General features: G+C 71.3%; 19 protein-coding genes. 1 reads left to right on the forward strand and 18 read right to left on the reverse strand.

From position 1 onward, the window contains the following. Positions 1–268: 268 nt before the first annotated feature. From FF041_RS08390 to pyrR, 14 genes are all read right to left on the reverse strand, one after another. Positions 269–2,416, reverse strand: a complete 2,148-nt coding sequence (locus FF041_RS08390) for a primosomal protein N' (RefSeq protein ID WP_323391450.1) — start codon at positions 2,414–2,416, stop codon at positions 269–271. 328 nt (positions 2,417–2,744) lie between these two features. Beyond that, on the reverse strand, positions 2,745–3,953 hold the full coding sequence (gene metK, locus FF041_RS08395; RefSeq protein ID WP_323371733.1) for a methionine adenosyltransferase: 1,209 nt from the start codon (positions 3,951–3,953) through the stop codon (positions 2,745–2,747). 288 nt (positions 3,954–4,241) lie between these two features. Continuing rightward, positions 4,242–5,459, reverse strand: a complete 1,218-nt coding sequence (gene coaBC, locus FF041_RS08400; RefSeq protein WP_323391451.1) for a bifunctional phosphopantothenoylcysteine decarboxylase/phosphopantothenate--cysteine ligase CoaBC — start codon at positions 5,457–5,459, stop codon at positions 4,242–4,244. A gap of 97 nt (positions 5,460–5,556) precedes the next feature. Beyond that, positions 5,557–5,829, reverse strand: coding sequence for a DNA-directed RNA polymerase subunit omega (rpoZ, locus tag FF041_RS08405; protein WP_005319902.1), 273 nt, complete (start codon positions 5,827–5,829; stop codon positions 5,557–5,559). An 87-nt stretch (positions 5,830–5,916) separates the two neighbouring features. After that, on the reverse strand, positions 5,917–6,489 hold the full coding sequence (gene gmk / locus FF041_RS08410) for a guanylate kinase (RefSeq protein ID WP_153521697.1): 573 nt from the start codon (positions 6,487–6,489) through the stop codon (positions 5,917–5,919). 38 nt (positions 6,490–6,527) lie between these two features. Continuing rightward, positions 6,528–6,851 carry an integration host factor gene (locus FF041_RS08415; protein ID WP_005319887.1) on the reverse strand — a complete coding sequence of 108 codons (324 nt, stop codon included), beginning with the start codon at positions 6,849–6,851 and terminating at the stop codon, positions 6,528–6,530. Between the two features lie 377 nt (positions 6,852–7,228). Next, the gene (gene pyrF / locus FF041_RS08420) at positions 7,229–8,077 is read right to left on the reverse strand and encodes an orotidine-5'-phosphate decarboxylase (RefSeq protein WP_323391452.1); all 849 of its coding nucleotides are present in this window, start codon (positions 8,075–8,077) and stop codon (positions 7,229–7,231) included. Beyond that, positions 8,074–9,195 carry a quinone-dependent dihydroorotate dehydrogenase gene (locus FF041_RS08425; RefSeq protein ID WP_153521698.1) on the reverse strand — a complete coding sequence of 374 codons (1,122 nt, stop codon included), beginning with the start codon at positions 9,193–9,195 and terminating at the stop codon, positions 8,074–8,076. Before FF041_RS08425 ends, pyrF begins: the two co-directional genes overlap by 4 nt. A 52-nt stretch (positions 9,196–9,247) precedes the next feature. Then, positions 9,248–12,556 (reverse strand): carbamoyl-phosphate synthase large subunit, encoded by a 3,309-nt coding sequence (carB, locus tag FF041_RS08430; RefSeq protein ID WP_323391453.1) that lies wholly within the window; start codon positions 12,554–12,556, stop codon positions 9,248–9,250. Then, positions 12,549–13,685 (reverse strand): glutamine-hydrolyzing carbamoyl-phosphate synthase small subunit, encoded by a 1,137-nt coding sequence (gene carA / locus FF041_RS08435; RefSeq protein WP_153483844.1) that lies wholly within the window; start codon positions 13,683–13,685, stop codon positions 12,549–12,551. Before carA ends, carB begins: the two co-directional genes overlap by 8 nt. Next, the gene (locus FF041_RS08440; RefSeq protein WP_323371738.1) at positions 13,682–14,254 is read right to left on the reverse strand and encodes a PH-like domain-containing protein; all 573 of its coding nucleotides are present in this window, start codon (positions 14,252–14,254) and stop codon (positions 13,682–13,684) included. The genes carA and FF041_RS08440 overlap by 4 nt, the downstream gene beginning before the upstream one ends. Beyond that, positions 14,251–15,537, reverse strand: a complete 1,287-nt coding sequence (locus FF041_RS08445) for a dihydroorotase (RefSeq protein ID WP_153521699.1) — start codon at positions 15,535–15,537, stop codon at positions 14,251–14,253. Before FF041_RS08445 ends, FF041_RS08440 begins: the two co-directional genes overlap by 4 nt. A gap of 2 nt (positions 15,538–15,539) precedes the next feature. After that, positions 15,540–16,526, reverse strand: a complete 987-nt coding sequence (locus tag FF041_RS08450) for an aspartate carbamoyltransferase catalytic subunit (RefSeq protein ID WP_153521700.1) — start codon at positions 16,524–16,526, stop codon at positions 15,540–15,542. A 147-nt stretch (positions 16,527–16,673) separates the two neighbouring features. Then, positions 16,674–17,246 carry a bifunctional pyr operon transcriptional regulator/uracil phosphoribosyltransferase PyrR gene (gene pyrR, locus FF041_RS08455; protein ID WP_153521701.1) on the reverse strand — a complete coding sequence of 191 codons (573 nt, stop codon included), beginning with the start codon at positions 17,244–17,246 and terminating at the stop codon, positions 16,674–16,676. 242 nt (positions 17,247–17,488) lie between these two features. On the opposite strand from pyrR, the gene bldD reads away from it, so the two are divergent. After that, positions 17,489–17,989, forward strand: coding sequence for a transcriptional regulator BldD (gene bldD / locus FF041_RS08460; RefSeq protein ID WP_153483851.1), 501 nt, complete (start codon positions 17,489–17,491; stop codon positions 17,987–17,989). A 258-nt stretch (positions 17,990–18,247) separates the two neighbouring features. On the opposite strand, the gene FF041_RS08465 is transcribed toward bldD, so the two are convergent. The 4 genes from FF041_RS08465 to FF041_RS08480 all read right to left on the reverse strand — a co-directional run. Then, positions 18,248–19,657, reverse strand: a complete 1,410-nt coding sequence (locus tag FF041_RS08465) for an MFS transporter (RefSeq protein WP_153521702.1) — start codon at positions 19,655–19,657, stop codon at positions 18,248–18,250. A 137-nt stretch (positions 19,658–19,794) separates the two neighbouring features. Next, positions 19,795–20,223 carry a transcription antitermination factor NusB gene (gene nusB / locus FF041_RS08470; RefSeq protein ID WP_323391454.1) on the reverse strand — a complete coding sequence of 143 codons (429 nt, stop codon included), beginning with the start codon at positions 20,221–20,223 and terminating at the stop codon, positions 19,795–19,797. Between the two features lie 2 nt (positions 20,224–20,225). Beyond that, positions 20,226–20,792, reverse strand: coding sequence for an elongation factor P (gene efp / locus FF041_RS08475; protein WP_323391455.1), 567 nt, complete (start codon positions 20,790–20,792; stop codon positions 20,226–20,228). A gap of 58 nt (positions 20,793–20,850) precedes the next feature. Then, the coding region (locus tag FF041_RS08480) for a M24 family metallopeptidase (protein WP_153521703.1) at positions 20,851–21,809 on the reverse strand (959 nt) is incomplete at its 5' end.

Here is a 21,809-nt window from a genome sequence, read left to right on the forward strand (position 1 = left end):
GGAGCAGCCCCACGGCCTCCGGCTTCGGAGACGCCCCAGCCGAGTGCCCGGGACCGTCCCCGACGTCCGCCGCGTCCCCGCGCGGGGAGAGCCTCCCGCCGACCCCCGACCCCGACGGCCAGGCGACACCCGTCGCAAACCCGGGGACGACCACGACCCGAGCCCTCTGCACCGCATCCAGCCCGCCCCGCCCACGGGGACAGCGGCCACGGCCACCCCCACGGCATCGGAGCCGTCCCCGGACGGCGGGCCCCGCGCTCAGCCGATGTCAGCCGATGTCGAGGGGATCCACTCTGATCCGGACCTGGTCCGGGCCGCCCCGGGCCAGCCGGGCCGCTTGGGCCGACTTCAGCGCCGCCGCGAGGGCCGCGCCGCTGCCCGGCGGGACCCTCAGCAGCGCCCGCACCCAGCTCTCGCCCACCGGCGGCTCCCCCGGTCTGCGGGGCCGTCCGGGCGGCGGCGCCGGCAGCGGAACCGGGCCCAGGACCTCCCTGTCGCCCGGCAGCTCCGCCGTCTCCACGAAAGCGCGCACCGCGTCCGCGCGGCCGATGACCGACGCCATCCGCGACACCGGAGGAAACCCCAGCTCGGCCCGGTCCGCCAGCTCACGCAGGGCGTGCCCGGCCGGGTCCCAGCGGACCAGTGCCTGGACCGGCCGCAGGGTCGGCTCGGCGACGACCACCACCGTGCCCCCGTCGCCCTGCCCCCGCACCAGCGCCGCCGCGTCGATCCAGCGGCGGAGCGCGTCCTCGCCCGCCCGCAGATCGGGCCGGGTCAGCATCGCCCAGCCGTCCAGCAGCAGCGCCGCCGCATAGCCGCCGTCGGCGACCGGCTCCGCCCCCGGGGTGCTCACCACCAGCGCGGGCCGCCCCGGAACCGCGTCCAGCACATGATCACGCCCGGATGTGCGCACCGGGACGGCCGGAAAGGCCCGGCCCAGCTCCTCGGCGGTGCGCCGGGCGCCCACGATCCGGGCCCTCAGCCGGGTGCCCCCGCATTCGGCGCAGTGCCAGTCCACCGCACCGCGACCGCACCAGCGGCAGCTCAGATCGCGCTCGTCGGGCGCCTCCAGCGGACCGGCGCAGTGCCGGCAGCGCGCCGGGGCCCGGCAGCGCTCGCACGCGAGCCGGGGCACATAGCCGCGCCGGGGCACCTGCACCAGCACGGGCCCGCTCTTCAGCCCGTCCCGGACCGCCTGCCAGGCGATGCTGGGCAGCCGGGCCGCGCGGGCGGCCTCGTCCCGGGCGAGATCCTGATCGCCGACGGTACGCACCAGGGGAGCCGCCTGGCGCACCTGCTCCCGGTCGGCGGTCAGAGGCCGCGCCCAGCCGCTCTCGACCAGCTGGGCCGCCTCCACCGTGCAGCTCAGACCGCCGAGCAGAAAGGCGCAGCGCTCGTGCCCCGCGCGCAGTTCGAGCACCTCCCGGACATGCGGGAAGGGGGCGTTCTCATCGCTGTGGCTGGCGTCGCCGTCGTCCCAGACGGCGACCAGTCCCAGATCGCGCACGGGGGCGAACATCGCGGAGCGGGTGCCGACGACGGCCCGCACCGAGCCACGGCGTACGGCGAGCCACTGCCGGTAGCGCTTCTCGGGCCCGGACTCGGCGGTCAGCAGAGCATGGCGGCCCTCGCCCAGCAGCGCGGTGAGAGCGGCGTCGACCCTGGCGGCCCGCCGCCCGTCCGGCACCACGACCAGAGCGCCCCGCCCGGAGGCGAGAGCGGCGGCGACGGCGCGGGCCAGCTCCTCCGGCCAGTGCGGGCCGGGCAGCGCGGTCCAGACGGCCCTCGGCGCTCCCCCGGCCGCGAGCGCCTGGAGAAACGCGGGCCCCCTGCCGTACCGCCCCCAGGTGCCGGGCTCGGGCGCGGGGGGCGGCGGCAGCGGCTCGGGCGACGGCTTGGACTCGGCCCGTCCGTTCCGCGGCGGGACGGCGAGCTGGAGCACATCGGCGAGCGACCCCGCGTACCGGTCGGCGACCGCGCGCGCGAGCGCCAGCATCCCCGGGCTGAGGACCGGCTCGGGCGAGACGACGGAGGCGAGGGCGGCGAGCGCCCCCCCGTAGTCCGAATCGGCACGCCGCTCGACGAGGAACCCGTCGATCAGCCCGCCGCCCTCCCGGCGTCCTTCCCGCACCCGGTGGGCCCCGGCCCCGAAGCGCACCCGGACCCGCACCCCGGGCTGCGCCTCGGCGTCCAGCTCCGCGGGGACGGCGTAGTCGAAATACTGATCGAGATGGAGCACGCCCTTGTTGACCACCACACGCGCCACCGGCAGCCGGGGGGCCAGCGCCGCCCCCCGCCAGGTGCGCGGCTTGGCCTTGGGCACGCTGGCCTTGCGCACGGTCTCCCGGATGAGCGCAAGCTGCTCGGGCCCGCCGGCGGCGGCGGGCTCGTCGGGCTGCTCGTTGTCGCTGCTCACAGCCAAATTCCTACCAGACGCCACTGACAGCGTGCCGCGCCGCCGACGGTCCGGGCAACGGCGCAGGCCCCGGCCCCGCCGAGGACGCTGTCGCTGCCGACAGCATCCTCGGCCGAGGGGCCGGGGCCTGGCTGGAGATTCTCCGGTCGGTGCGGACGGTCTTGGACCGCCGTCACCTGTCCGTGCGGACGATCACGGACCCGCCGCCACCTGACCGTGCGGACGGTCGCGGACCCGCCGCCACCGGTCCGTGGAACGGGTTGCAAACCGCCGCCACCGGTCTGAGCGGGCGAGGTCACAGACCCCGCCGCCAGTCCATGCGGACGGGTTACAGACCCGCCGCCGCGCGCAGGGCGTCGACCCGGTCGGTGCGCTCCCACGTGAAGTCGGGGAGCTCGCGGCCGAAGTGCCCGTACGCCGCGGTCTGCGCGTAGATCGGACGGAGCAGGTCCAGGTCGCGGATGATCGCGGCGGGACGGAGGTCGAACACGTCCGCGATGGCCTGCTCGATGCGCTCGGACTCCACCGTCGCGGTCCCGAAGGTCTCCACGAAGAGACCCACCGGCTCGGCCTTGCCGATCGCGTACGCGACCTGCACCTCGCAGCGGGACGCGAGCCCGGCGGCCACCACGTTCTTCGCCACCCAGCGCATCGCGTACGCCGCCGAGCGGTCCACCTTCGACGGGTCCTTGCCGGAGAACGCGCCGCCGCCGTGGCGGGCCATGCCGCCGTAGGTGTCGATGATGATCTTGCGACCGGTGAGGCCCGCGTCGCCCATCGGGCCGCCGATCTCGAACCGGCCGGTCGGGTTCACCAGGAGGCGGTACCCCTCCGTGTCCAGCTTGATCCCGTCTGCGATCAGCTCGCCCAGCACATGCTCCACCACGAACTCGCGGATGTCGGGAGCCAGCAGCGAGTCCAGATCGATGTCCGAGGCATGCTGCGAGGACACCACGACCGTGTCCAGACGGACCGCCTTGTCGCCGTCGTACTCGATGGTGACCTGGGTCTTGCCGTCCGGGCGCAGATACGGGATGGTCCCGTTCTTGCGGACCTCGGAGAGCCGCCGGGAGAGCCGGTGCGCGAGATGGACCGGCAGCGGCATGAGCTCCGGCGTCTCGTCGCAGGCGTAGCCGAACATCAGCCCCTGGTCGCCCGCGCCCTGCTTGTCGAGCTCGTCCTCATCGCCCTCGACGCGCTTCTCGTACGCCGTGTCCACACCCTGCGCGATGTCCGGCGACTGCGCGCCGATCGACACCGACACACCGCACGAAGCGCCGTCGAAGCCCTTCTTCGACGAGTCGTAGCCGATCTCCAGGATCTTGTTGCGGACCAGCGTGGGGATGTCGGCGTACGCCTGGGTCGTCACCTCTCCGGCGACATGGACCAGACCCGTGGTGATCAACGTCTCCACGGCGACCCGCGAAGCGGGGTCCTCCCGGAGCAGGGCGTCGAGAATGGTGTCGCTGATCTGGTCGGCGATCTTATCGGGGTGACCTTCGGTCACGGACTCCGAAGTGAAGAGACGGCGGGACACATCGCTCCCTGGGGTTGCAGCGGCTGCTGGCTGATCATTGGCGGACCGGCAGGGGGCTGCGCCCCGCGACGTTCCAAGAGCAGTTTATCCGCCACCCCCCGGCTGGGAACCACCCGTCTCGCTTCGTGGAGTCGAATGGCCGTCGGACGATGGTTGTAACGAGAACCGGCCATACCCTCTCCCACCTGCGGCCGGGGCGGCGCGGAGCGGAATCCGGGGTCGGGAGCACAGTGGCGTAATGTCGGTTTTCTGTGGTTTCAGACACTTGCTCCGCGGCCCCGCCGGAGGTCACCCGAGACGCTGGAGCACCAGGTCCCACACCGTGTCCGCGAGCGCCTCCTTGGGGCCGTACGGCACCGGGGTCTCGCCCCCGTCCGCCGCGAGCACAACGGCCTCGTTCTCTTCCGCGCCAAAGGTTCTGCGCTCCCCCACCTCATTGACGACCAGAAGATCGCAGCCCTTGCGGCGGAGCTTCTCCCGGCCGTTGGCGAGGACGTCGTCCGTCTCCGCGGCGAAGCCCACGACCACCTGATCGGCCCGCGGCCGATCGGCGGAGAGCTCGGCGAGAATGTCGGGATTACGGACCAGCGAGATGGGCGCCGGCTCCTGGCCGTCCTTCTTCTTGATTTTCCCCGTGGCGTATTCCGACGGTCGAAAATCGGCCACGGCCGCGGCCATCACCACCACATCGGCGTCCGCGGCGGCCTTGAGCACGGCCTCCCGCAGCTGGATCGCCGTACCGATATGGACCACATCGACGCCCGCGGGGTCGGCCAGCTGGGTGTTCGCCTCGATCAGCGTCACCCGCGCCCCGCGCCCCGCGGCGGTCCGGGCGAGGGCGTACCCCTGCTTCCCGGAGGAGCGGTTTCCCAGATAGCGGACCGGGTCCAGCGGCTCACGGGTGCCGCCCGCGGTGACCACGACCCGGCGTCCGGCCAGATCGGGGACGGTGGCCCCGCGCGCCAGCACCCGGCGGCAGACCTCGAAGATCCCCTCGGGCTCGGGCAGCCGCCCCTTGCCGGTGTCGACGCCGGTGAGCCGGCCGACCGCCGGCTCGATGACCACCGCGCCCCGGCGGCGCAGGGTGGCCACATTCTCCTGGGTGGCGGGGTGCTCCCACATCTCGGTGTGCATCGCGGGCGCGAAGATCACCGGACAGCGGGCGGTGAGCAGCGTATTGGTCAGCAGATCGTCTGCGAGGCCGTGCGCGGCCTTGGCGAGCAGATCGGCGGTGGCGGGGGCGACGACGACGAGATCGGCGCTCTGTCCGATCCGCACATGCGGAACCTCATGGACGTCGGACCAGACCTCCGTGGAGACCGGATGGCCGGAGAGCGCCGACCAGGTGGCCGCTCCGACGAAGTGGAGCGCTGAAGCGGTCGGCACGACCCGTACGTCATGACCCGATTCCGTCAGCCTCCGCAGCAGCTCACACGCCTTGTAGGCGGCGATGCCCCCGCTGACCCCCAGAACGACCTTCGGCTTCTCCACTGCGTCTCCCCGCACTCGGCCGGTTGCTTTTCCCCTGCTTTTCCCCCATGACACACCACAGGCCCGGCGGACGTGCCGCCGGGCCTGTGGTCACTGAGCCGTGACTACGGGGTCACTGAGCCGGGCCCTCGATGGCCTCGGAGGTCAGCAGACCCGCGTTGATCTCGCGCAGGGCGATCGACAGCGGCTTCTCGTGGACATGGGTGTCAACGAGCGGACCGACGTACTCAAGCAGGCCCTCGCCGAGCTGCGAGTAGTACGCGTTGATCTGACGCGCACGCTTGGCCGCGTAGATCACCAGGCTGTACTTCGAGTCCGTGGCCTCAAGCAGCTCGTCGATCGGCGGGTTGATGATGCCCTCGGGCGCGGTGATGGAAGAGGACACGCTCTACCTTCCGAAGATGGGGAAAAGATCGAACAGTGTGAGGATCCGGGAGTGCTTCAGAACGCTCTTCCCGGATATCCGGGAAGGTCACTCCCCGGAGGACACTGTCAGCAAGGCTAGCAGCTCACGCGACACATCCTCGACGGAGGTGTTGACGAGGGTGGTGTCGAATTCCGATTCGGCGGCCAGCTCCACCTTGGCGGCGGCCAGCCGGCGCTCGATCACCTCGGCCGACTCGGTGCCCCGGCCGGTGAGGCGGCAGACCAGCTCGTCCCAGCTCGGCGGGGCGAGAAAGACCAGCCGGGACTCCGGCATGGACTCCTTGACCTGCCGGGCCCCCTGGAGATCGATCTCCAGCAGCACGGGCTCGCCCGCCTCCAGCCGTTCGAGAACGGCCTGCCGGGGGGTGCCGTACCGGTTGCCCGCGAACTCGGCCCACTCCAGCAGCTCGCCATTGGCGATCAGCTTGTCGAATTCATCGTCGCCGACGAAGAAATACTGCACGCCGTGACGCTCGCCGGGACGCGGTTTTCTGGTGGTGGCCGACACCGAGAGCCAGACCTCTGGGTGGACCTTGCGCATATGCGCGACGACCGTGCTCTTGCCGACCCCAGAGGGGCCGGAGAGCACGGTCAGCCGCGGACGTACTTCTACTGCCATGCAGCGATTATCCAGGTTCCCGGGGGTGCCCGGGAACGTCAGGCGGCGCCACCGCCGAACTCGCGTTCCAGGGAAGCGATCTGGTTCGAGCCGAGACCGCGCACCCGGCGGCTCTCGGAGATTCCCAGCCTTTCCATGATCTGCTTCGCGCGGACCTTGCCCACGCCGGGCAGGGACTCAAGGAGGGCGGAGACCTTCATCTTGCCGATGACGTCGTTCTCCTGGCCCTGCTTGATGACCTCGTGGAGCGAGGCGCCGGAGTGCTTGAGTCGATTCTTGACCTCGGCCCGCTCCCGGCGAGCCGCGGCGGCCTTTTCGAGCGCGGCTGCGCGCTGTTCAGGGGTAAGGGGCGGAAGAGCCACGCCTACGTCACCTCGGATGTCGAACTGTCGGATACGGACCGGTGAGGAACCTAGTCGCCCCACACCAGGGGAGCAACGAGCAACGCAGTGCACGTTCGCTCTTCGACGGAGACTAGCGGCCATCACCGCTCCAGTCAGCGAGAACAAGCGAAAAGTCCTGGTCAGCATCGACCGACCGGGACTTTTGCGACATATCTGCTGTGATTTAGGCCAAGATTCTCTCGGCGAGGCCGCACACGTGTTTTACCAAAGATCAATGCATGGTTCCACCAAGGGTTCTCGGACCTGGTCGGCGGAGGCACGAAGACGGCTCCGGCGCCGCCCCCGGGGTCCCGGGGACGGCGCCGGAGCGGGCCGCGCTGCTAGTCGGAATCGTCTTATCCGTCCCGGTCCCGGCTTCCCGAGACCGCGGCCCGCACCTCGTCGGCGAAGCGCTCGGCCGCCTCCCGCAGGGCGGCGGCGTCCGGGCCGTGCCGCAGGACGCCCCGGCTCACGCTCGGCACCACATTGCCCACCACGGACCCGAAGACCTTCGGCAGATCCGCCGGGGTCGCGCCCTGCGCGCCGATGCCGGGGGCGAGCAGCGGACCGTTGATGGCCAGATCGGCCCCGGTGTCGCCCAGGGTGGCCCCGACGACCGCGCCCACCGAGCCGAGCGGCCGGGCGCCTTCGTTCTCGGCGGCCATCCGGTCGAGCATCAGCTGGGCCAGCGAGCGCCCGTCCGCGGCCGTCGCGCGCTGGACCTCCGCGCCCTCCGGGTTGGAGGTGAGCGCCAGCACGAAGACGCCGGCCCCGGACGCGGCGGCGGCGTCCAGCGCCGGACGGAGCGAGCCGAAGCCGAGATACGGCGAGAGCGTCACCGCGTCCGAGAACAGCGGGGAGCCCTCGTCCAGGAACGCCGAGGCGTAGGCGGCCATCGTGGAGCCGATGTCGCCGCGCTTGGCGTCCATCAGCACCAGCGCGCCCGCCGAGCGGGCGTCGGCGACCGCCTTCTCCAGCACGGCGATGCCACGGGAGCCGAAGCGCTCGAAGAACGCGGACTGCGGCTTGAGCACGGCGACCCGGTCGGCCAGCGCGTCCACGGTCGTACGGGTGAACCGCTCCAGGCCCGCGACATCGTCGTTCAGGCCCCAGTCACGGAGCAGTGAGGCATGCGGGTCGATGCCGACGCAGAGCGGCCCGCGGGTGTCCATCGCCCGGCGCAGCCGGGTGCCGAAGGGGATCACGCGGCGGACTCCTTCCGGGCGGAGGCGTCGCGCGCCCCGGCTCCGACTGCCTCGGCGAGGGTGGCGTACGGGCTGGCGGCCAGGCGGGCGGCCAGCCCCTTGTGGACGGCGCGGCTCCAGAACGGCCCCTGATAGATGAAGGCGCTGTAGCCCTGGATCAGGGTCGCGCCGGCGAGAATGCGCTGCCAGGCGTCCTCGGCGTCCTCGATGCCCCCGACGCCGACCAGGGTGATCCGGTCGCCGACACGGGCGTACAGCCGCCGCAGGACGGCGAGGGAGCGCTCCTTGAGCGGCGCTCCGGAGAGCCCGCCGGTCTCGGCGGTGAGCGAGGGATCGGAAACGAGCCCCTCTCGGGAGATGGTGGTGTTGGTGGCGATGATGCCGTCCAGGCCCAGTTCCACGGCGAGATCGGCGACCGCGTCGATGTCGTCGTCCGCGAGATCCGGCGCGATCTTGACCAGCAGCGGGACGCGCCGGTCGGTGACCGTGCGGTCGGCGGCCTCGCGTACGGCGGTGAGCAGCGGGCGCAGCGACTCGGTGGCCTGGAGGTTGCGGAGTCCGGGGGTGTTCGGGGATGAGACGTTCACCACGAGGTAGTCGGCGTGGCGGGCCAGTCGCTCGGTGGAGGTGACGTAGTCCGCGGTCGCCTCCGCCTCGGGGACGATCTTGGTCTTGCCGATGTTGACGCCGACGACGCTCCGGAACGCCGGGCGGCGCTCGGCGAGCCGCTGGGCGACGGCCGCCGAGCCCTCGTTGTTGAAGCCCATGCGGTTGATGAGCGCCCGGTCGGGGAGCAGCCGGAAGAGGCGCTTCTTGGGGTTGCCGGGCTGGGCGAGCGCGGTGACCGTGCCGATCTCGATGTGATCGAAGCCGAGCATGGTCAGTCCGTCGATCGCGACGGCGTTCTTGTCGAAGCCGGCGGCGAGCCCGAAGGGGCCGTGCATCCGCAGTCCGAGGGCCTCGGTGCGCAGTTCCCGGTGGCGGGGGGCGAGAGCGGCGGCGATGAAGGTGCGCAGTACGGGGACGGCGGCGGCGAGCCGGATCCAGCGGAAGGCCAGATGGTGGGCGCGCTCGGGGTCCATCCGGGTGAAGGCGAGCTTGAAGAAGGTCTGGTACATGGTGGGTGTCCTCATGAGGAGGGGGACACCGTTTCCGGTGTCCCCCTCGCTGCTAGTCGCGGGCCGCGGTCAGACGCTCGGCGTGTTCCTGGAGGGAGCGGACGCCCACATCGCCACGGGTGAGCGCTTCGATGCCCTGTACGGCGGCGGCGAGCGCCTGGACCGTGGTGAGGCAGGGCACGGAGCGCGCCACGGCGGCGGTGCGGATGTCATAGCCGTCGAGACGGCCGCCGGTGCCGTACGGCGTGTTGACGATGAGGTCGACCTCGCCGTCGTGGATCAGCTGGACGATGGTCTTCTCGCCGTTCGGGCCCATGCCCTCGCCGTGCTTGCGGACGACGGTGGCGCTGATGCCGTTGCGCTTGAGGACCTCGGCGGTGCCGGAGGTGGCGAGGAGCTCGAAGCCGTGGGCGACCAGCTCGCGGGCCGGGAAGATCATCGAGCGCTTGTCGCGGTTGGCGACGGAGATGAACGCGCGGCCCTTGGTGGGCAGCGGGCCGTACGCGCCCGCCTGCGACTTGGCGTAGGCGGTGCCGAAGACGGTGTCGATGCCCATGACCTCGCCGGTGGAGCGCATCTCCGGGCCGAGGACGGTGTCGACGCCGCGGCCGTGGATGTCGCGGAAGCGCGACCACGGCATCACGGCCTCCTTGACGGAGATCGGCGCGTCCATCGGCAGGGTGCCGCCGTCGCCCTCCTTGGGCAGCAGGCCCTCGGCGCGCAGTTCGGCGATGGTGGCGCCCAGCGAGATCCGGGCGGCGGCCTTGGCCAGCGGCACGGCGGTCGCCTTGGAGGTGAAGGGGACGGTCCGGGACGCGCGGGGGTTGGCCTCCAGGACGTAGAGGATGTCCCCGGCGAGGGCGAACTGGATGTTGATCAGTCCGCGGACGCCGACGCCGCGCGCGATGGCTGCGGTGGAGGCGCGCAGCCGCTTGATGTCGAAGCCGCCGAGGGTGATGGGGGGCAGGGCGCAGGCGGAGTCGCCGGAGTGGATGCCGGCTTCCTCGATGTGCTCCATGACGCCGCCGAGGTAGAGCTCCTCGCCGTCGTAGAGGGCGTCGACGTCGATCTCGATGGCGTCGTCGAGGAAGCGGTCGACCAGGACCGGCCGGGTGGGGCTGATCTCGGTGGACTCGGCGATGTACGACTGGAGGCGGGCCTCCTCGTACACGATCTCCATGCCGCGTCCGCCCAGCACATAGGAGGGGCGTACGAGGACGGGGTAGCCGATCTCGTCGGCGATGGCCTTGGCCTCGGCGAAGGTGGTGGCGGTGCCGTGCTTGGGGGCGGGCAGTCCGGCCTCCTGGAGCACCCGGCCGAAGGCGCCGCGGTCCTCGGCGGCGTGGATGGCCTCGGGCGGGGTGCCGACGACCGGTACGCCGTTGTCCTTGAGCGCCTGGGCGAGACCGAGGGGGGTCTGGCCGCCGAGCTGGACGATGACGCCCGCGACGGGTCCGGCGAGGGACTCGGCGTGCACGATCTCCAGTACGTCCTCCAGGGTGAGCGGCTCGAAGTAGAGCCGGTCGGAGGTGTCGTAGTCGGTGGAGACGGTCTCGGGGTTGCAGTTGACCATGACGGTCTCGTACCCGGCGTCGCTGAGCGCGAAGGAGGCGTGGACGCAGGAGTAGTCGAACTCGATGCCCTGGCCGATCCGGTTCGGTCCGGAGCCGAGGATGATCACCGCGGGCTTCTCGCGGGGGGCGACCTCGCTCTCCTCGTCGTAGGAGGAGTAGAAGTACGGGGTGCGGGCGGCGAACTCGGCGGCGCAGGTGTCGACGGTCTTGTAGACCGGGCGGATGCCGAGCGTGTGCCGTACCTCGCGGACGACGTCCTCGCGCAGATCGCGGATTCCGGCGATCTGGGCGTCGGAGAAGCCGTGCCGCTTGACCTCGGCGAGCAGCCCGGGGGAGAGCCGCTCGGCGGCGGCGAGCTCGTCGGCGTACTCCTTGATCAGGAACAGCTGGTCGACGAACCAGGGGTCGATCCGGGTGGCGTCGAAGACCTCTTCGGGGGTGGCTCCGGCGCGGATGGCGGCCATGACGGTGTTGATGCGGCCGTCGGTGGGCCGGACGGCCTCGCGCAGCAGTTCGTCCTTGTCGCCGAGGGGGGCGGTGAAGTCGAACTGGCTGCCCTTCTTCTCCAGGGAGCGGAGGGCTTTCTGGAGGGCCTCGGTGAAGTTGCGGCCGATCGCCATGGCCTCGCCGACCGACTTCATGGTGGTGGTGAGGGTGGCGTCGGCGGAGGGGAACTTCTCGAAGGCGAAGCGCGGGGCCTTGACCACGACGTAGTCGAGCGTGGGCTCGAAGGACGCCGGGGTCTTCTCGGTGATGTCGTTGGGGATCTCGTCGAGGGTGTAGCCGACGGCGAGCTTCGCGGCGATCTTGGCGATGGGGAAGCCGGTGGCCTTGGAGGCGAGGGCGGAGGACCGGGAGACCCGGGGGTTCATCTCGATGACGATGATCCGGCCGTCGTCGGGGTCGACGGCGAACTGGATGTTGCAGCCGCCGGTGTCGACGCCGACCTCGCGGATGATCGCGATGCCGATGTCCCGCAGCCGCTGGTACTCGCGGTCGGTGAGGGTCATCGCCGGGGCGACGGTGATGGAGTCGCCGGTGTGGACGCCCATGGGGTCGAAGTTCTCGATGGAGCAGACGACCACGACGTTGTCGTGCTTGTCGCGCATCAGCTCCAGCTCGTACTCCTTCCAGCCGAGGATGGACTCCTCCAGGAGGACCTCGGTGGTCGGGGAGAGGGTGAGTCCCTGGCCTGCGATGCGGCGCAGCTCTTCCTCGTCGTGGGCGAAGCCGGAGCCCGCGCCGCCCATGGTGAAGGAGGGCCGGACGACGACGGGGTAGCCGCCGAGGGTCTCGACGCCCTGGAGGACGTCGTCCATGGAGTGGCAGATGACCGAGCGGGCGGACTCGCCGTGGCCGGTCTTCTCGCGGACGGCCTCCACGACCTCCTTGAAGAGCTCGCGGTCCTCGCCCTTGTTGATGGCCTCGACGTTGGCGCCGATCAGTTCGACGCCGTACTTCTCCAGTACGCCCTGCTCGTGCATGGAGATGGCGGTGTTCAGCGCGGTCTGGCCGCCGAGGGTGGGCAGCAGCGCGTCGGGGCGCTCCTTGGCGATGATCTTCTCGACGAACTCGGGGGTGATCGGCTCGACGTAGGTGGCGTCGGCGATCTCCGGGTCCGTCATGATCGTGGCGGGGTTGGAGTTGACCAGGATGACCCGCAGGCCCTCGGACTTGAGGACGCGGCAGGCCTGGGTGCCTGAGTAGTCGAACTCGGCGGCCTGTCCGATGACGATCGGACCGGAGCCGATGACCAGGACGGACTGGATATCGGAGCGCTTAGGCACGCTGGCCCTCCATCAGGGTGGTGAAGCGGTCGAACAGGTATGCGGCATCGTGGGGGCCCGCCGCGGCTTCGGGGTGATATTGAACGCTGAAAGCCGGCTGGTCAAGGAGGTGCAGGCCCTCCACCACATCGTCGTTGAGGCAGACGTGGGAGACCTCGGCGCGGCCGTAGGGGGTGTCGGAGACCCGGTCGAGCGGTGCGTCGACGGCGAATCCGTGGTTGTGGGCGGTGACCTCGACCTTGCCCGTGGAGCGGTCCTGTACGGGCTGGTTGATGCCGCGGTGGCCGTACTTCAGCTTGTAGGTGCCGAAGCCGAGGGCGCGGCCGAGGAGCTGGTTGCCGAAGCAGATGCCGAAGAGCGGGGTCTTCCGTTCGAGCACGGCCTTGATCACCGTGAGATCGGCGGTGGCGGGGTCGCCGGGGCCGTTGGAGAGGAAGACGCCGTCCGGCTGGACCGCGTACACCTCGTCGACGGTCGCGGTCGCGGGCAGCACATGCACCTCGATGCCGCGCTCGGCCATCAGCCGCGGGGTCATGCCCTTGATGCCGAGGTCGATGGCGGCGACGGTGAACCGCTTGGTCCCGATCGCCGGGACGACATAGCTCTCGGCGGTGGCGACCTGCGCGGAGAGATCGGCGCCGGTCATCTGCGGAGACTCGAGGACGCGGGCCAGCAGGGCCGCCTCGTCGGCGAGGGCGTCTCCCGAGAAGATCCCGACGCGCATCGCGCCGCGCTCACGGAGGTGGCGGGTGAGCGCGCGGGTGTCGATGCCGCTGATGCCGACGACGCCCTGGGCGGTCAGCTCGTCGTCGAGGGTGCGCCGGGAGCGCCAGTTGGAGCTGACGCGTGCGGGGTCGCGTACGACGTATCCGGCGACCCAGATCCGCCGGGACTCGTCGTCCTCGTCGTTGACCCCGGTGTTGCCGACGTGGGGGGCGGTCATCACGACGACCTGGCGGTGGTACGAGGGATCGGTGAGCGTTTCCTGGTAACCGGTCATACCGGTGTTGAACACCGCTTCGCCGAAGGTCTCCCCCACGGCCCCGTAGGCACGGCCGCGGAAGGTGCGGCCGTCCTCCAGGACGAGAACGGCGGGAGTCTGGTCGGCTCCCCTGGTGGAGGTCGTCATCGTGCGCCTTCCGTTGTGTTGATCAGGTGGTTCAGTGCGGTGACCCACTCGCCGTGCTCGGCCGCCGCGTCGGAGCGGAAACCGGAGTCGATGAGCGTGCCGCCGTGTTCCCAGGTGACGATCAGGAGCCCGCCTTCGGCGAGGACCTTCCCGGCGATGCCCTTGTCGAGCCTGGCCTCGCGCAGGGCGGCCTGCGGGATGAAGAAGTCGCTCGCGCCGGGGCGTACGACCTCGACTCCCGCGTCGGTCAGGGTGAGCTCGGCCCGGCTGCGGACGCCGAGGCCGTGGGCCACGATCCGGTCGAGCCACTGCCCGGCCGTGGTGGAGCCGTGGTAGCGGCCGGTCATGACCTGCCGCGCCGCGCCGGCCCGCTCGGGCGCGGCGGGCAGTGCGGGCAGCCCCGACTGGAGGGCGCCGCGCCACTTCCAGCCCTGGCGCATCAGCCAGTAGACGAGGGCGATGAAGAGCAGCAGCCCGACGACCCAGCCGATGCGGGCCGCCCAGTCGGTCACCTCCGCCGACTTCTTCTCGGCGGCGAGCTGGGCTGCGATGTGGGTGAGTGATGTCACGCGAGTTTCCCGTCGAGTACCGTTGCCCGGCCCCGCAGGAAGGTGTGGGTGACGCGTCCCGGCAGCTCACGGCCCTCGTAGGGGGTGTTGCGGCTGCGGGAGGCGAAGCCCGCGGGGTCCACGGCTCCACGGTATGCGGGATCCACCAGCGTGAGGTTGGCGGGCTCGCCCGGCGCGATGGGGCGGCCATGGCCGCCGAGCCGGCCGATCACGGCGGGGCGGAAGGACATCCGGTCGGCGACGCCCGCCCAGTCGAGCAGACCGGTCTCGATCATCGTCTCCTGGACGACGGAGAGCGCGGTCTCCAGGCCGACCATGCCCATGGCCGCCGCGCCCCACTCGCAGTCCTTGTCCTCGTGCGGGTGCGGGGCGTGGTCGGTGGCCACACAGTCGATGGTGCCGTCCGCGAGCGCCTCGCGCAGGGCCAGCACATCGGCCTCGGTGCGCAGCGGCGGGTTCACCTTGTAGACGGGGTCGTAGGTGCGCACCAGCTCGTCGGTGAGCAGCAGATGGTGGGGGGTGACCTCGGCGGTGACGTCCCAGCCCTTGGACTTCGCCCAGCGGACGATCTCGACCGAGCCCGCGGTGGAGAGGTGGCAGATGTGCACCCGGGAGCCGACATGGGCGGCGAGGAGGACATCGCGGGCGATGATCGACTCCTCGGCGACGGCGGGCCAGCCGCCGAGGCCGAGCTCGGCGGAGACGACGCCCTCGTTCATCTGGGCGCCCTCGGTCAGCCGGGGCTCCTGGGCGTGCTGGGCGACGACTCCGTCGAACGCCTTCACATACTCCAGCGCCCGGCGCATGATCACGGCGTCGTCGACGCACTTGCCGTCGTCGGAGAAGACCTTCACCCCGGCGGCGGAGTCGTGCATCGCGCCGAGCTCGGCGAGCTGCTTGCCCTCCAGGCCCACGGTGACCGCGCCGACCGGCTGGACGTCGCAGTAGCCGGACTCCTTGCCGAGCCGGTAGACCTGCTCGACCACGCCGGCGGTGTCGGCGACGGGGAAGGTGTTGGCCATGGCGTGGACGGCGGTGAATCCGCCGACGGCGGCGGCCTTGGTGCCGGTGAGGACGGTCTCGGAGTCCTCACGGCCGGGCTCGCGCAGATGGGTGTGGAGGTCGACGAGACCCGGGAGCAGGACGCGGCCACCGGCCTCGATGACCGTCGCGTCCCCCGCGGCGATGTCCGGGCCGACCTCGGCGATGGTCTCGCCGTCGATCAGGACGTCCTGCGCCGCGCCGCCGAGCACCTGCGCGCCACGGATAAGGATCTTGCTCATGGTTACTTGGTCTCCTCGGTACGGGCGTGCGGGGCGGGGGCGGCGGGCTCTGCGCCGCCGAGCAGCAGATACAGGACGGCCATCCGGGTCGAGACGCCGTTGGCGACCTGCTCGACGGCCGTGCAGCGGTCGGAGTCGGCGACCTCGGCGGTGATCTCCATACCCCGGTTCATCGGTCCGGGGTGCATGACGATGGAGTCCTCCGGCATCCGCGCCATCCGGTCGCCGTCCAGCCCGTAGCGGCGCGAGTACTCGCGCTCGGTGGGGAAGAAGGCGGCGTTCATCCGCTCGCGCTGGACCCGCAGCATCATCACGGCGTCGGACTTGGGCAGCACCGAGTCCAGGTCGTACGAGACCTCGCAGGGCCAGCTCTCGACGCCGATGGGCACCAGGGTGGGCGGGGCGACGAGGGTGACCTCGGCACCGAGGGTGTTCAGCAGCAGCACATTGGACCGGGCGACCCGGCTGTGCAGCACGTCGCCGACGATGGTGATCCGGCGGCCGGCCAGGTCGCGGCCGATTCCGCGGTCACGGCCGACGAGCCGGCGGCGCATGGTGAAGGCGTCGAGCAGGGCCTGGGTGGGGTGCTCGTGGGTGCCGTCGCCCGCGTTGACCACCGCGCCGTCGATCCAGCCGGAGTTGGCCAGCCGGTAGGGCGCGCCGGAGGCGTGGTGGCGGATGACGACGGCGTCGGCGCCCATCGCCTCCAGGGTGAGCGCGGTGTCCTTCAGGGACTCGCCCTTGGAGACCGAGGAGCCCTTCGCGGAGAAGTTGATGACATCGGCGGAGAGCCGCTTGGCGGCGGCCTCGAACGAGATCCGGGTCCGGGTCGAGTCCTCGAAGAAGAGGTTGACGACGGTACGGCCGCGGAGGGTGGGCAGCTTCTTGATCGGCCGGTCGGCGACGCGGGCCATCTCCTCGGCGGTGTCGAGGATGAGGACGGCGTCATCACGGGTGAGGTCGGCGGCCGAGATGAGGTGATGCTTCATCGAGGGGCTCCGATGGTGTCGGGAGGGAGGGCTCGCGGGGCGGCCGGTGACGTGCGGGGGCGCGGAGGCGTGGCGGCGGGGAGGCATGGCGGTGGGCGTGCGGGCGCACGGGTCCCGCCGTGCGGCGGGGCCGGACGGGTGAGGGTGCTACCGCTCGGTGGCCGGGGCGGGCTCGCGCACCCCGAGGAGCACGGTGTCGCGGCCGTCCTCCTCGGCGAGCTGGACCCTGACGGTCTCGCGGAGCGAGGTCGGCAGATTTTTGCCCACGTAGTCGGCGCGGATGGGCAGCTCGCGGTGGCCCCGGTCGACCAGGACGGCGAGCTGGACGGCGCGCGGGCGGCCGATGTCGCCGAGGGCGTCGAGGGCGGCGCGGATGGTGCGGCCGGAGAAGAGGACGTCGTCGACCAGGACGACCAGCCGTCCGTCGATGCCCTCGCCGGGGATATGGGTGCGGGCCAGCGCGCGGGCGGGCCGCAGGCGCAGGTCGTCGCGGTACATGGTGATGTCGAGGGAGCCGACCGGCATCGGGCGGCCGGTGATCTGCTCCAGCTTGTCGGCGAGCCTGCGGGCGAGGAAGACACCGCGGGTGGGGATGCCGAGGAGCACCACGTCGTCGGCGCCCTTGGCGCGTTCGACGATCTCATGGGCTATGCGGGTCAGCATCCGAGCGATGTCGGGCGCTTCCAGCACGGGTCGTGCGTCGGAGCTGTTCGTGTCCATACGGAACGGACCCCCTTCTCCGCCTCACGGGACGGATCTTAAAGGACGTCGGATTTGCGTCACCACCGTACCAGGGCCCCGACGGGCCGGCTGGAGGCGGCCCTGACAGAATCCCAGCACCGGGACCTCCCGTCACCGGTCCGGATCATGACAACCAACCGGTCCGGACCATTCGGCTTGACGCATCCAAGTAACGCTGCGTAACCTCACAGTGAGTTACCAGACACCGTCCGGGGAGCTATATGTCCAGCGAATACGCAAAACAGCTCGGGGCCAAGCTCCGCGCGATCCGCACCCAGCAGGGGCTGTCCCTCCACGGCGTGGAAGAGAAGTCCCAGGGCCGCTGGAAGGCCGTGGTGGTCGGGTCCTACGAGCGCGGCGACCGCGCCGTGACCGTGCAGCGCCTGGCCGAGCTGGCGGATTTCTACGGCGTTCCGGTGCAGGAACTGCTTCCCGGCACCACGCCGGGCGGGGCCGCCGAGCCGCCGCCGAAGCTCGTCCTGGATCTGGAGCGACTGGCCCATGTGCCGGCCGAGAAGGCGGGCCCGCTCCAGCGCTATGCCGCCACGATCCAGTCCCAGCGCGGTGACTACAACGGCAAGGTGCTCTCGATCCGTCAGGACGATCTGCGCACACTGGCCGTCATCTACGACCAGTCGCCCTCGGTGCTGACCGAGCAGCTCATCAGCTGGGGCGTGCTGGACGCGGACGCGCGCCGCGCGGTCACCCACGAGGAGAGCTGAGTCCGCTCAGCGAGCCGATGCACTCTCCGCCAGGGTCGCGGAGAAACGTCACACCGGGAGGGCGAGCCCGCCGATTGCGGGTTCGCCCTTCTGCGCGCCGGAGCGGGGGCTGTTCGAGCGCCGCGGGGTCCGGGTCCCGGCGCCGGGGGCTCCGCGGGGGTCCGGGTGCCGGGGGCCTTACGGAGGTCCGGCGCCAGGAGCCTTACGGAGGTCCGGCGCCGGGAGCCTTACGGAAGGCTCAGATCCGCTTCCTGCGGCTCATCGGGGCCCGCCGGGCCCAGGGGCCCCCGCCCGCTCGCGCAGCCGCGCCAGCCGCTCCTCGGTGAGGTCGTACCGGGTCAGCAGCGGAATGCTGAGCAGCACCAGCAGGGCGGGCAGCGCGCCGAAGCCGATGAGGATCGCCGTCACGACGGAGCCGGGCTGATCGACCCGTTCGGCGGCGTCGGACGAGACGAATCCGCCGAGAGCCAGCACCAGCCCGAAGAGCCCGGGTCCGATCGCGAGCCCGAGGGTCTCCCCCGCCGACCAGATCCCGGCGAGAATCCCGGCCCGGCGATGCCCGGTGACCAGGGCGTCAGCGGCGGTGGCATCCCCCAGCATGGCGGTCGGCAGCAGCTGTGTGCCCGCGTAACCCACCCCCGCGAGACCCACCGCCGCGTACACCGCCGCAAGCGGCAGCTCCCGGGCGAAGGGGATGACGGCCGCGCCCGCCAGCAGACAGAACGAGGCGGCGACGGCGGCCCGCTTCTTCCCCGTACGGCGTCCGATCGCCAGCCAGAGCGGCATCGCGGGCAGCGAGGGAACGATCAGACAGACGAAGAGGCCCGTGGTGGCGGTGGGCCGCTCCAGGACGTATGTGGCGAAATACTGCACACCCGCGAGCATCAGCCCGATCGCCGAGCCCTGGACGACATTGGAGGCCAGCAGCCAGGCGAACGTCCGGTTGCCGCGTACCGCCCGGAGCCGCTCCGCGAGGCCCGGCTCCCGCTCCGTCGCCACCACGGCTCCGGTCCGCGCGGTGGCGACGATCGCGGCCACCATTCCGGCGCAGATCAGCACCCCGATGGCGAGACCCATCGTCCGATAGCCCGCAGGGGTGCCGCTCTCGTCCTGCCGCACCCCCGCCAGCAGCGGGGCCACCGCCCCGGAGAGCAGGATCGCCACACAGAGGAACGCCACCCGCCAGGACATCACCCGGGCGCGTTCGTCCGGATCGGCGGTGATCTCGGCGGGCAGCGCGCCGTACGGCACCTGGAAGCAGGAGTGACCGGTGGTCGTCAGCAGAAAGAGCCCGGCGACATAGACGGCGGCCCAGCCCCCGTCGAGCCCGGCGGGCGCGGCGAACATGGCCGCGAAGCAGACGGGCGCGGTGAGCGCGCCCAGCACCATCCAGGGGCGGCGGGGTCCCCAGCGGTGGCGGGTGTGGTCGGAGAGATGCCCTATCCACGGGCTGGCCAGCACATCCCATGCCTTGGGCAGAAAGACGAGCAGACCCGCGAGCCCGGCGGCGACCCCGAGGGCGTCGGTGAGGTAGTAGAGCAGCAGCAGTCCCGGGACCGTGCCGAACGTGCCGCCGGCGAAGGCGCCCAGACCGTAACCGATGCGGACCCGGGCCGTGAGGGGCACGGGCGGTGCTGCGAGTGCCGAGCCGATCCCCTTCGCGGGCATGCCGGGAAATCTAGGGCACGGCCACGGAGACGCACCAGGCCCGAAGCAGACGATTACGCATCGTCGGCTTCGGGCCTGAGGCTTCGGGCCTGATGGGCCGCTGTCCTGGCGGTCCGCTCTGCGCGGCGCAGGCTCGGCTATTCGCGGCGCAGGCTCGGCTTGAGGTCCTTGAAACGGCCGAGGAGCCCGTTCACGAACGAGGGGGAGTCCTCCGTGGAGAACTCCTTGGCGAGCTGCACCGCCTCGTCGATCACCACCGCGTCGGGGGTGCCGTCGACCCACACCAGCTCATAGGTGCCGAGGCGCAGGATGTTGCGGTCCACGACCGGCATCCGGTCCAGGTCCCAGCCCTCCGCGTACGTGGAGATCAGCTCGTCGATCCGGGGCGCGTACTCCGCGTACCCCTCGACCAGCTCCATCGTGTACTCGGTGACCGGGGGCTGCCGGGTGTCGGACCGTGAATGCCGGATCCAGTCCGCGAGGACGGTCTGCACGGACGCACCGCGCTGGTCGGCCTCGAAGAGGATCTGGCAGGCCCTTTTACGGGCCTTGTTGCGGGCGGCCACGGTTAGCTGTTCACCCGGCTGAGGTAGTCGCCGGAACGCGTGTCGACCTTGATCTTCTCACCGGTGGTGATGAAGAGCGGAACCTGGACGGTGAAGCCGGTCTCCAGCGTCGCGGGCTTGGTGCCACCGGTGGAGCGGTCGCCCTGGACGCCGGGCTCGGTCTCCTGGATGACCAGCTCGACGGCGGCGGGGAGCTCGACGTAGAGCACCTCGCCCTCGTGCGTGGCGACGGTGGCGGTGAAGCCCTCGATCAGGAAGTTCGCGGCCTCGCCCACGGCCGGGCGAGGGACATGCAGCTGGTCGTAGGTCTGCATGTCCATGAAGACGAAGTAGTCGCCGTCCATGTACGAGAACTGCATGTCGCGGCGGTCGACGGTGGCCGTCTCGACCTTCACGCCGGCGTTGAACGTCTTGTCGACGATCTTTCCGGAGAGCACATTCTTGAGCTTGGTGCGCACAAAGGCCGGGCCCTTGCCGGGCTTGACGTGCTGGAACTCGACGACAGACCAGAGCTGGTCGTTGTCGAGCTTGAGCACCATGCCGTTCTTGAGGTCGTTCGTGGAAGCCACGGTTGCGGAATCTCCTGGACTGACGCTGGTGGACGACCGAGGGCTACGACGGTGCGCGCTAGAGCGCGAGCAGCTCCTTGGTCGTGATGGTGAGTAGCTCGGGTCCGCCGTCCGCCTCCTGGCGTACGACGAGCGTGTCATCGATCCGGACACCGCCCCGGCCCGGAAGGTGGACCCCCGGTTCGACGGTGACCGGCACGCAAGCGTCCAGTTTACCCATGGCGGCAGGGGCCAGCTGCGGGTCCTCGTTGATTTCGAGACCGACGCCGTGCCCGGTGAGCGGTGCGAGCCCCTCGCCATGGCCCGCCGCGTCCAGGATCTGACGGGCCGCGCGGTCCACATCACGGTACGCGACACCCGGCACCAGAGCCTCCCGGGCGGCCCGCTGGGCGGTGAAGACCAGGTCGTACAGCTCGATCTGCCAGTCCGCCGGAGAGGTGCCGATCACAAAAGTACGGCCGATCTCACAGCGGTAGCCGCGGTAGTCGGCGCCGACGCAGACCGAGAGGAAGTCGCCCTCCTCGACCCGGCGGTCCGTGGGATGGTGGCCGCGGCGGCCGGAATGGGGTCCGGTGGCGACGGCGGTGGGGAAGGCCGCGCCGTCCGCGCCGTGGTCGATCAGCCGCCGCTCCAGCTCCAGGGCGAGATGCCGTTCGGTCCGGCCCACCAGAATCGACTCCAGCAGTTCGCCGAGGGCCTGGTCGGTGATCTCGGCGGCGATTCTGAGACAGGCGATCTCCTCCTCGTCCTTGACGATGCGCTGCTGCTCGACGGCGAGCCCCAGATCGGCCAGCCGCAGCCGGGGCGCCACGGAGCGGATCGCACGGTGGCGGGCGACCGTGAGGTGGTGCTCCTCGATGGCGAGGGAGCCGGCTCCGCCGGCCCGCGCCAGCTCGGCGGCGGCGACGGCGGGGTCTCCGCCGGACGTGGGGAGGAGAGCCAGCCGCACCCGTTCGTCGGGGCGGCCGTCGGTGGGGTGGCCGGTGGGGGCGCGCGGACAGACCAGGACGTCCTCGG

The sequence above is a fragment of the Streptomyces jumonjinensis genome (assembly GCF_009600885.1).
Classification (GTDB): domain Bacteria; phylum Actinomycetota; class Actinomycetes; order Streptomycetales; family Streptomycetaceae; genus Streptomyces; species Streptomyces jumonjinensis.

Coding starts and splice junctions, on each gene's coding strand:
- gmk (WP_153521697.1), bottom strand. CDS start 6,489: ATGGCAGTAGAAGTACGTCCGCGGCTGACCGTGCTCTCCGGCCCCTCT.
- FF041_RS08450 (WP_153521700.1), bottom strand. CDS start 16,526: ATGAAGCATCACCTCATCTCGGCCGCCGACCTCACCCGTGATGACGCC.
- bldD (WP_153483851.1), top strand. CDS start 17,489: ATGTCCAGCGAATACGCAAAACAGCTCGGGGCCAAGCTCCGCGCGATC.
- FF041_RS08465 (WP_153521702.1), bottom strand. CDS start 19,657: ATGCCCGCGAAGGGGATCGGCTCGGCACTCGCAGCACCGCCCGTGCCC.
- FF041_RS08425 (WP_153521698.1), bottom strand. CDS start 9,195: ATGTACCAGACCTTCTTCAAGCTCGCCTTCACCCGGATGGACCCCGAG.
- carA (WP_153483844.1), bottom strand. CDS start 13,685: ATGACGACCTCCACCAGGGGAGCCGACCAGACTCCCGCCGTTCTCGTC.
- FF041_RS08445 (WP_153521699.1), bottom strand. CDS start 15,537: ATGAGCAAGATCCTTATCCGTGGCGCGCAGGTGCTCGGCGGCGCGGCG.
- pyrR (WP_153521701.1), bottom strand. CDS start 17,246: ATGGACACGAACAGCTCCGACGCACGACCCGTGCTGGAAGCGCCCGAC.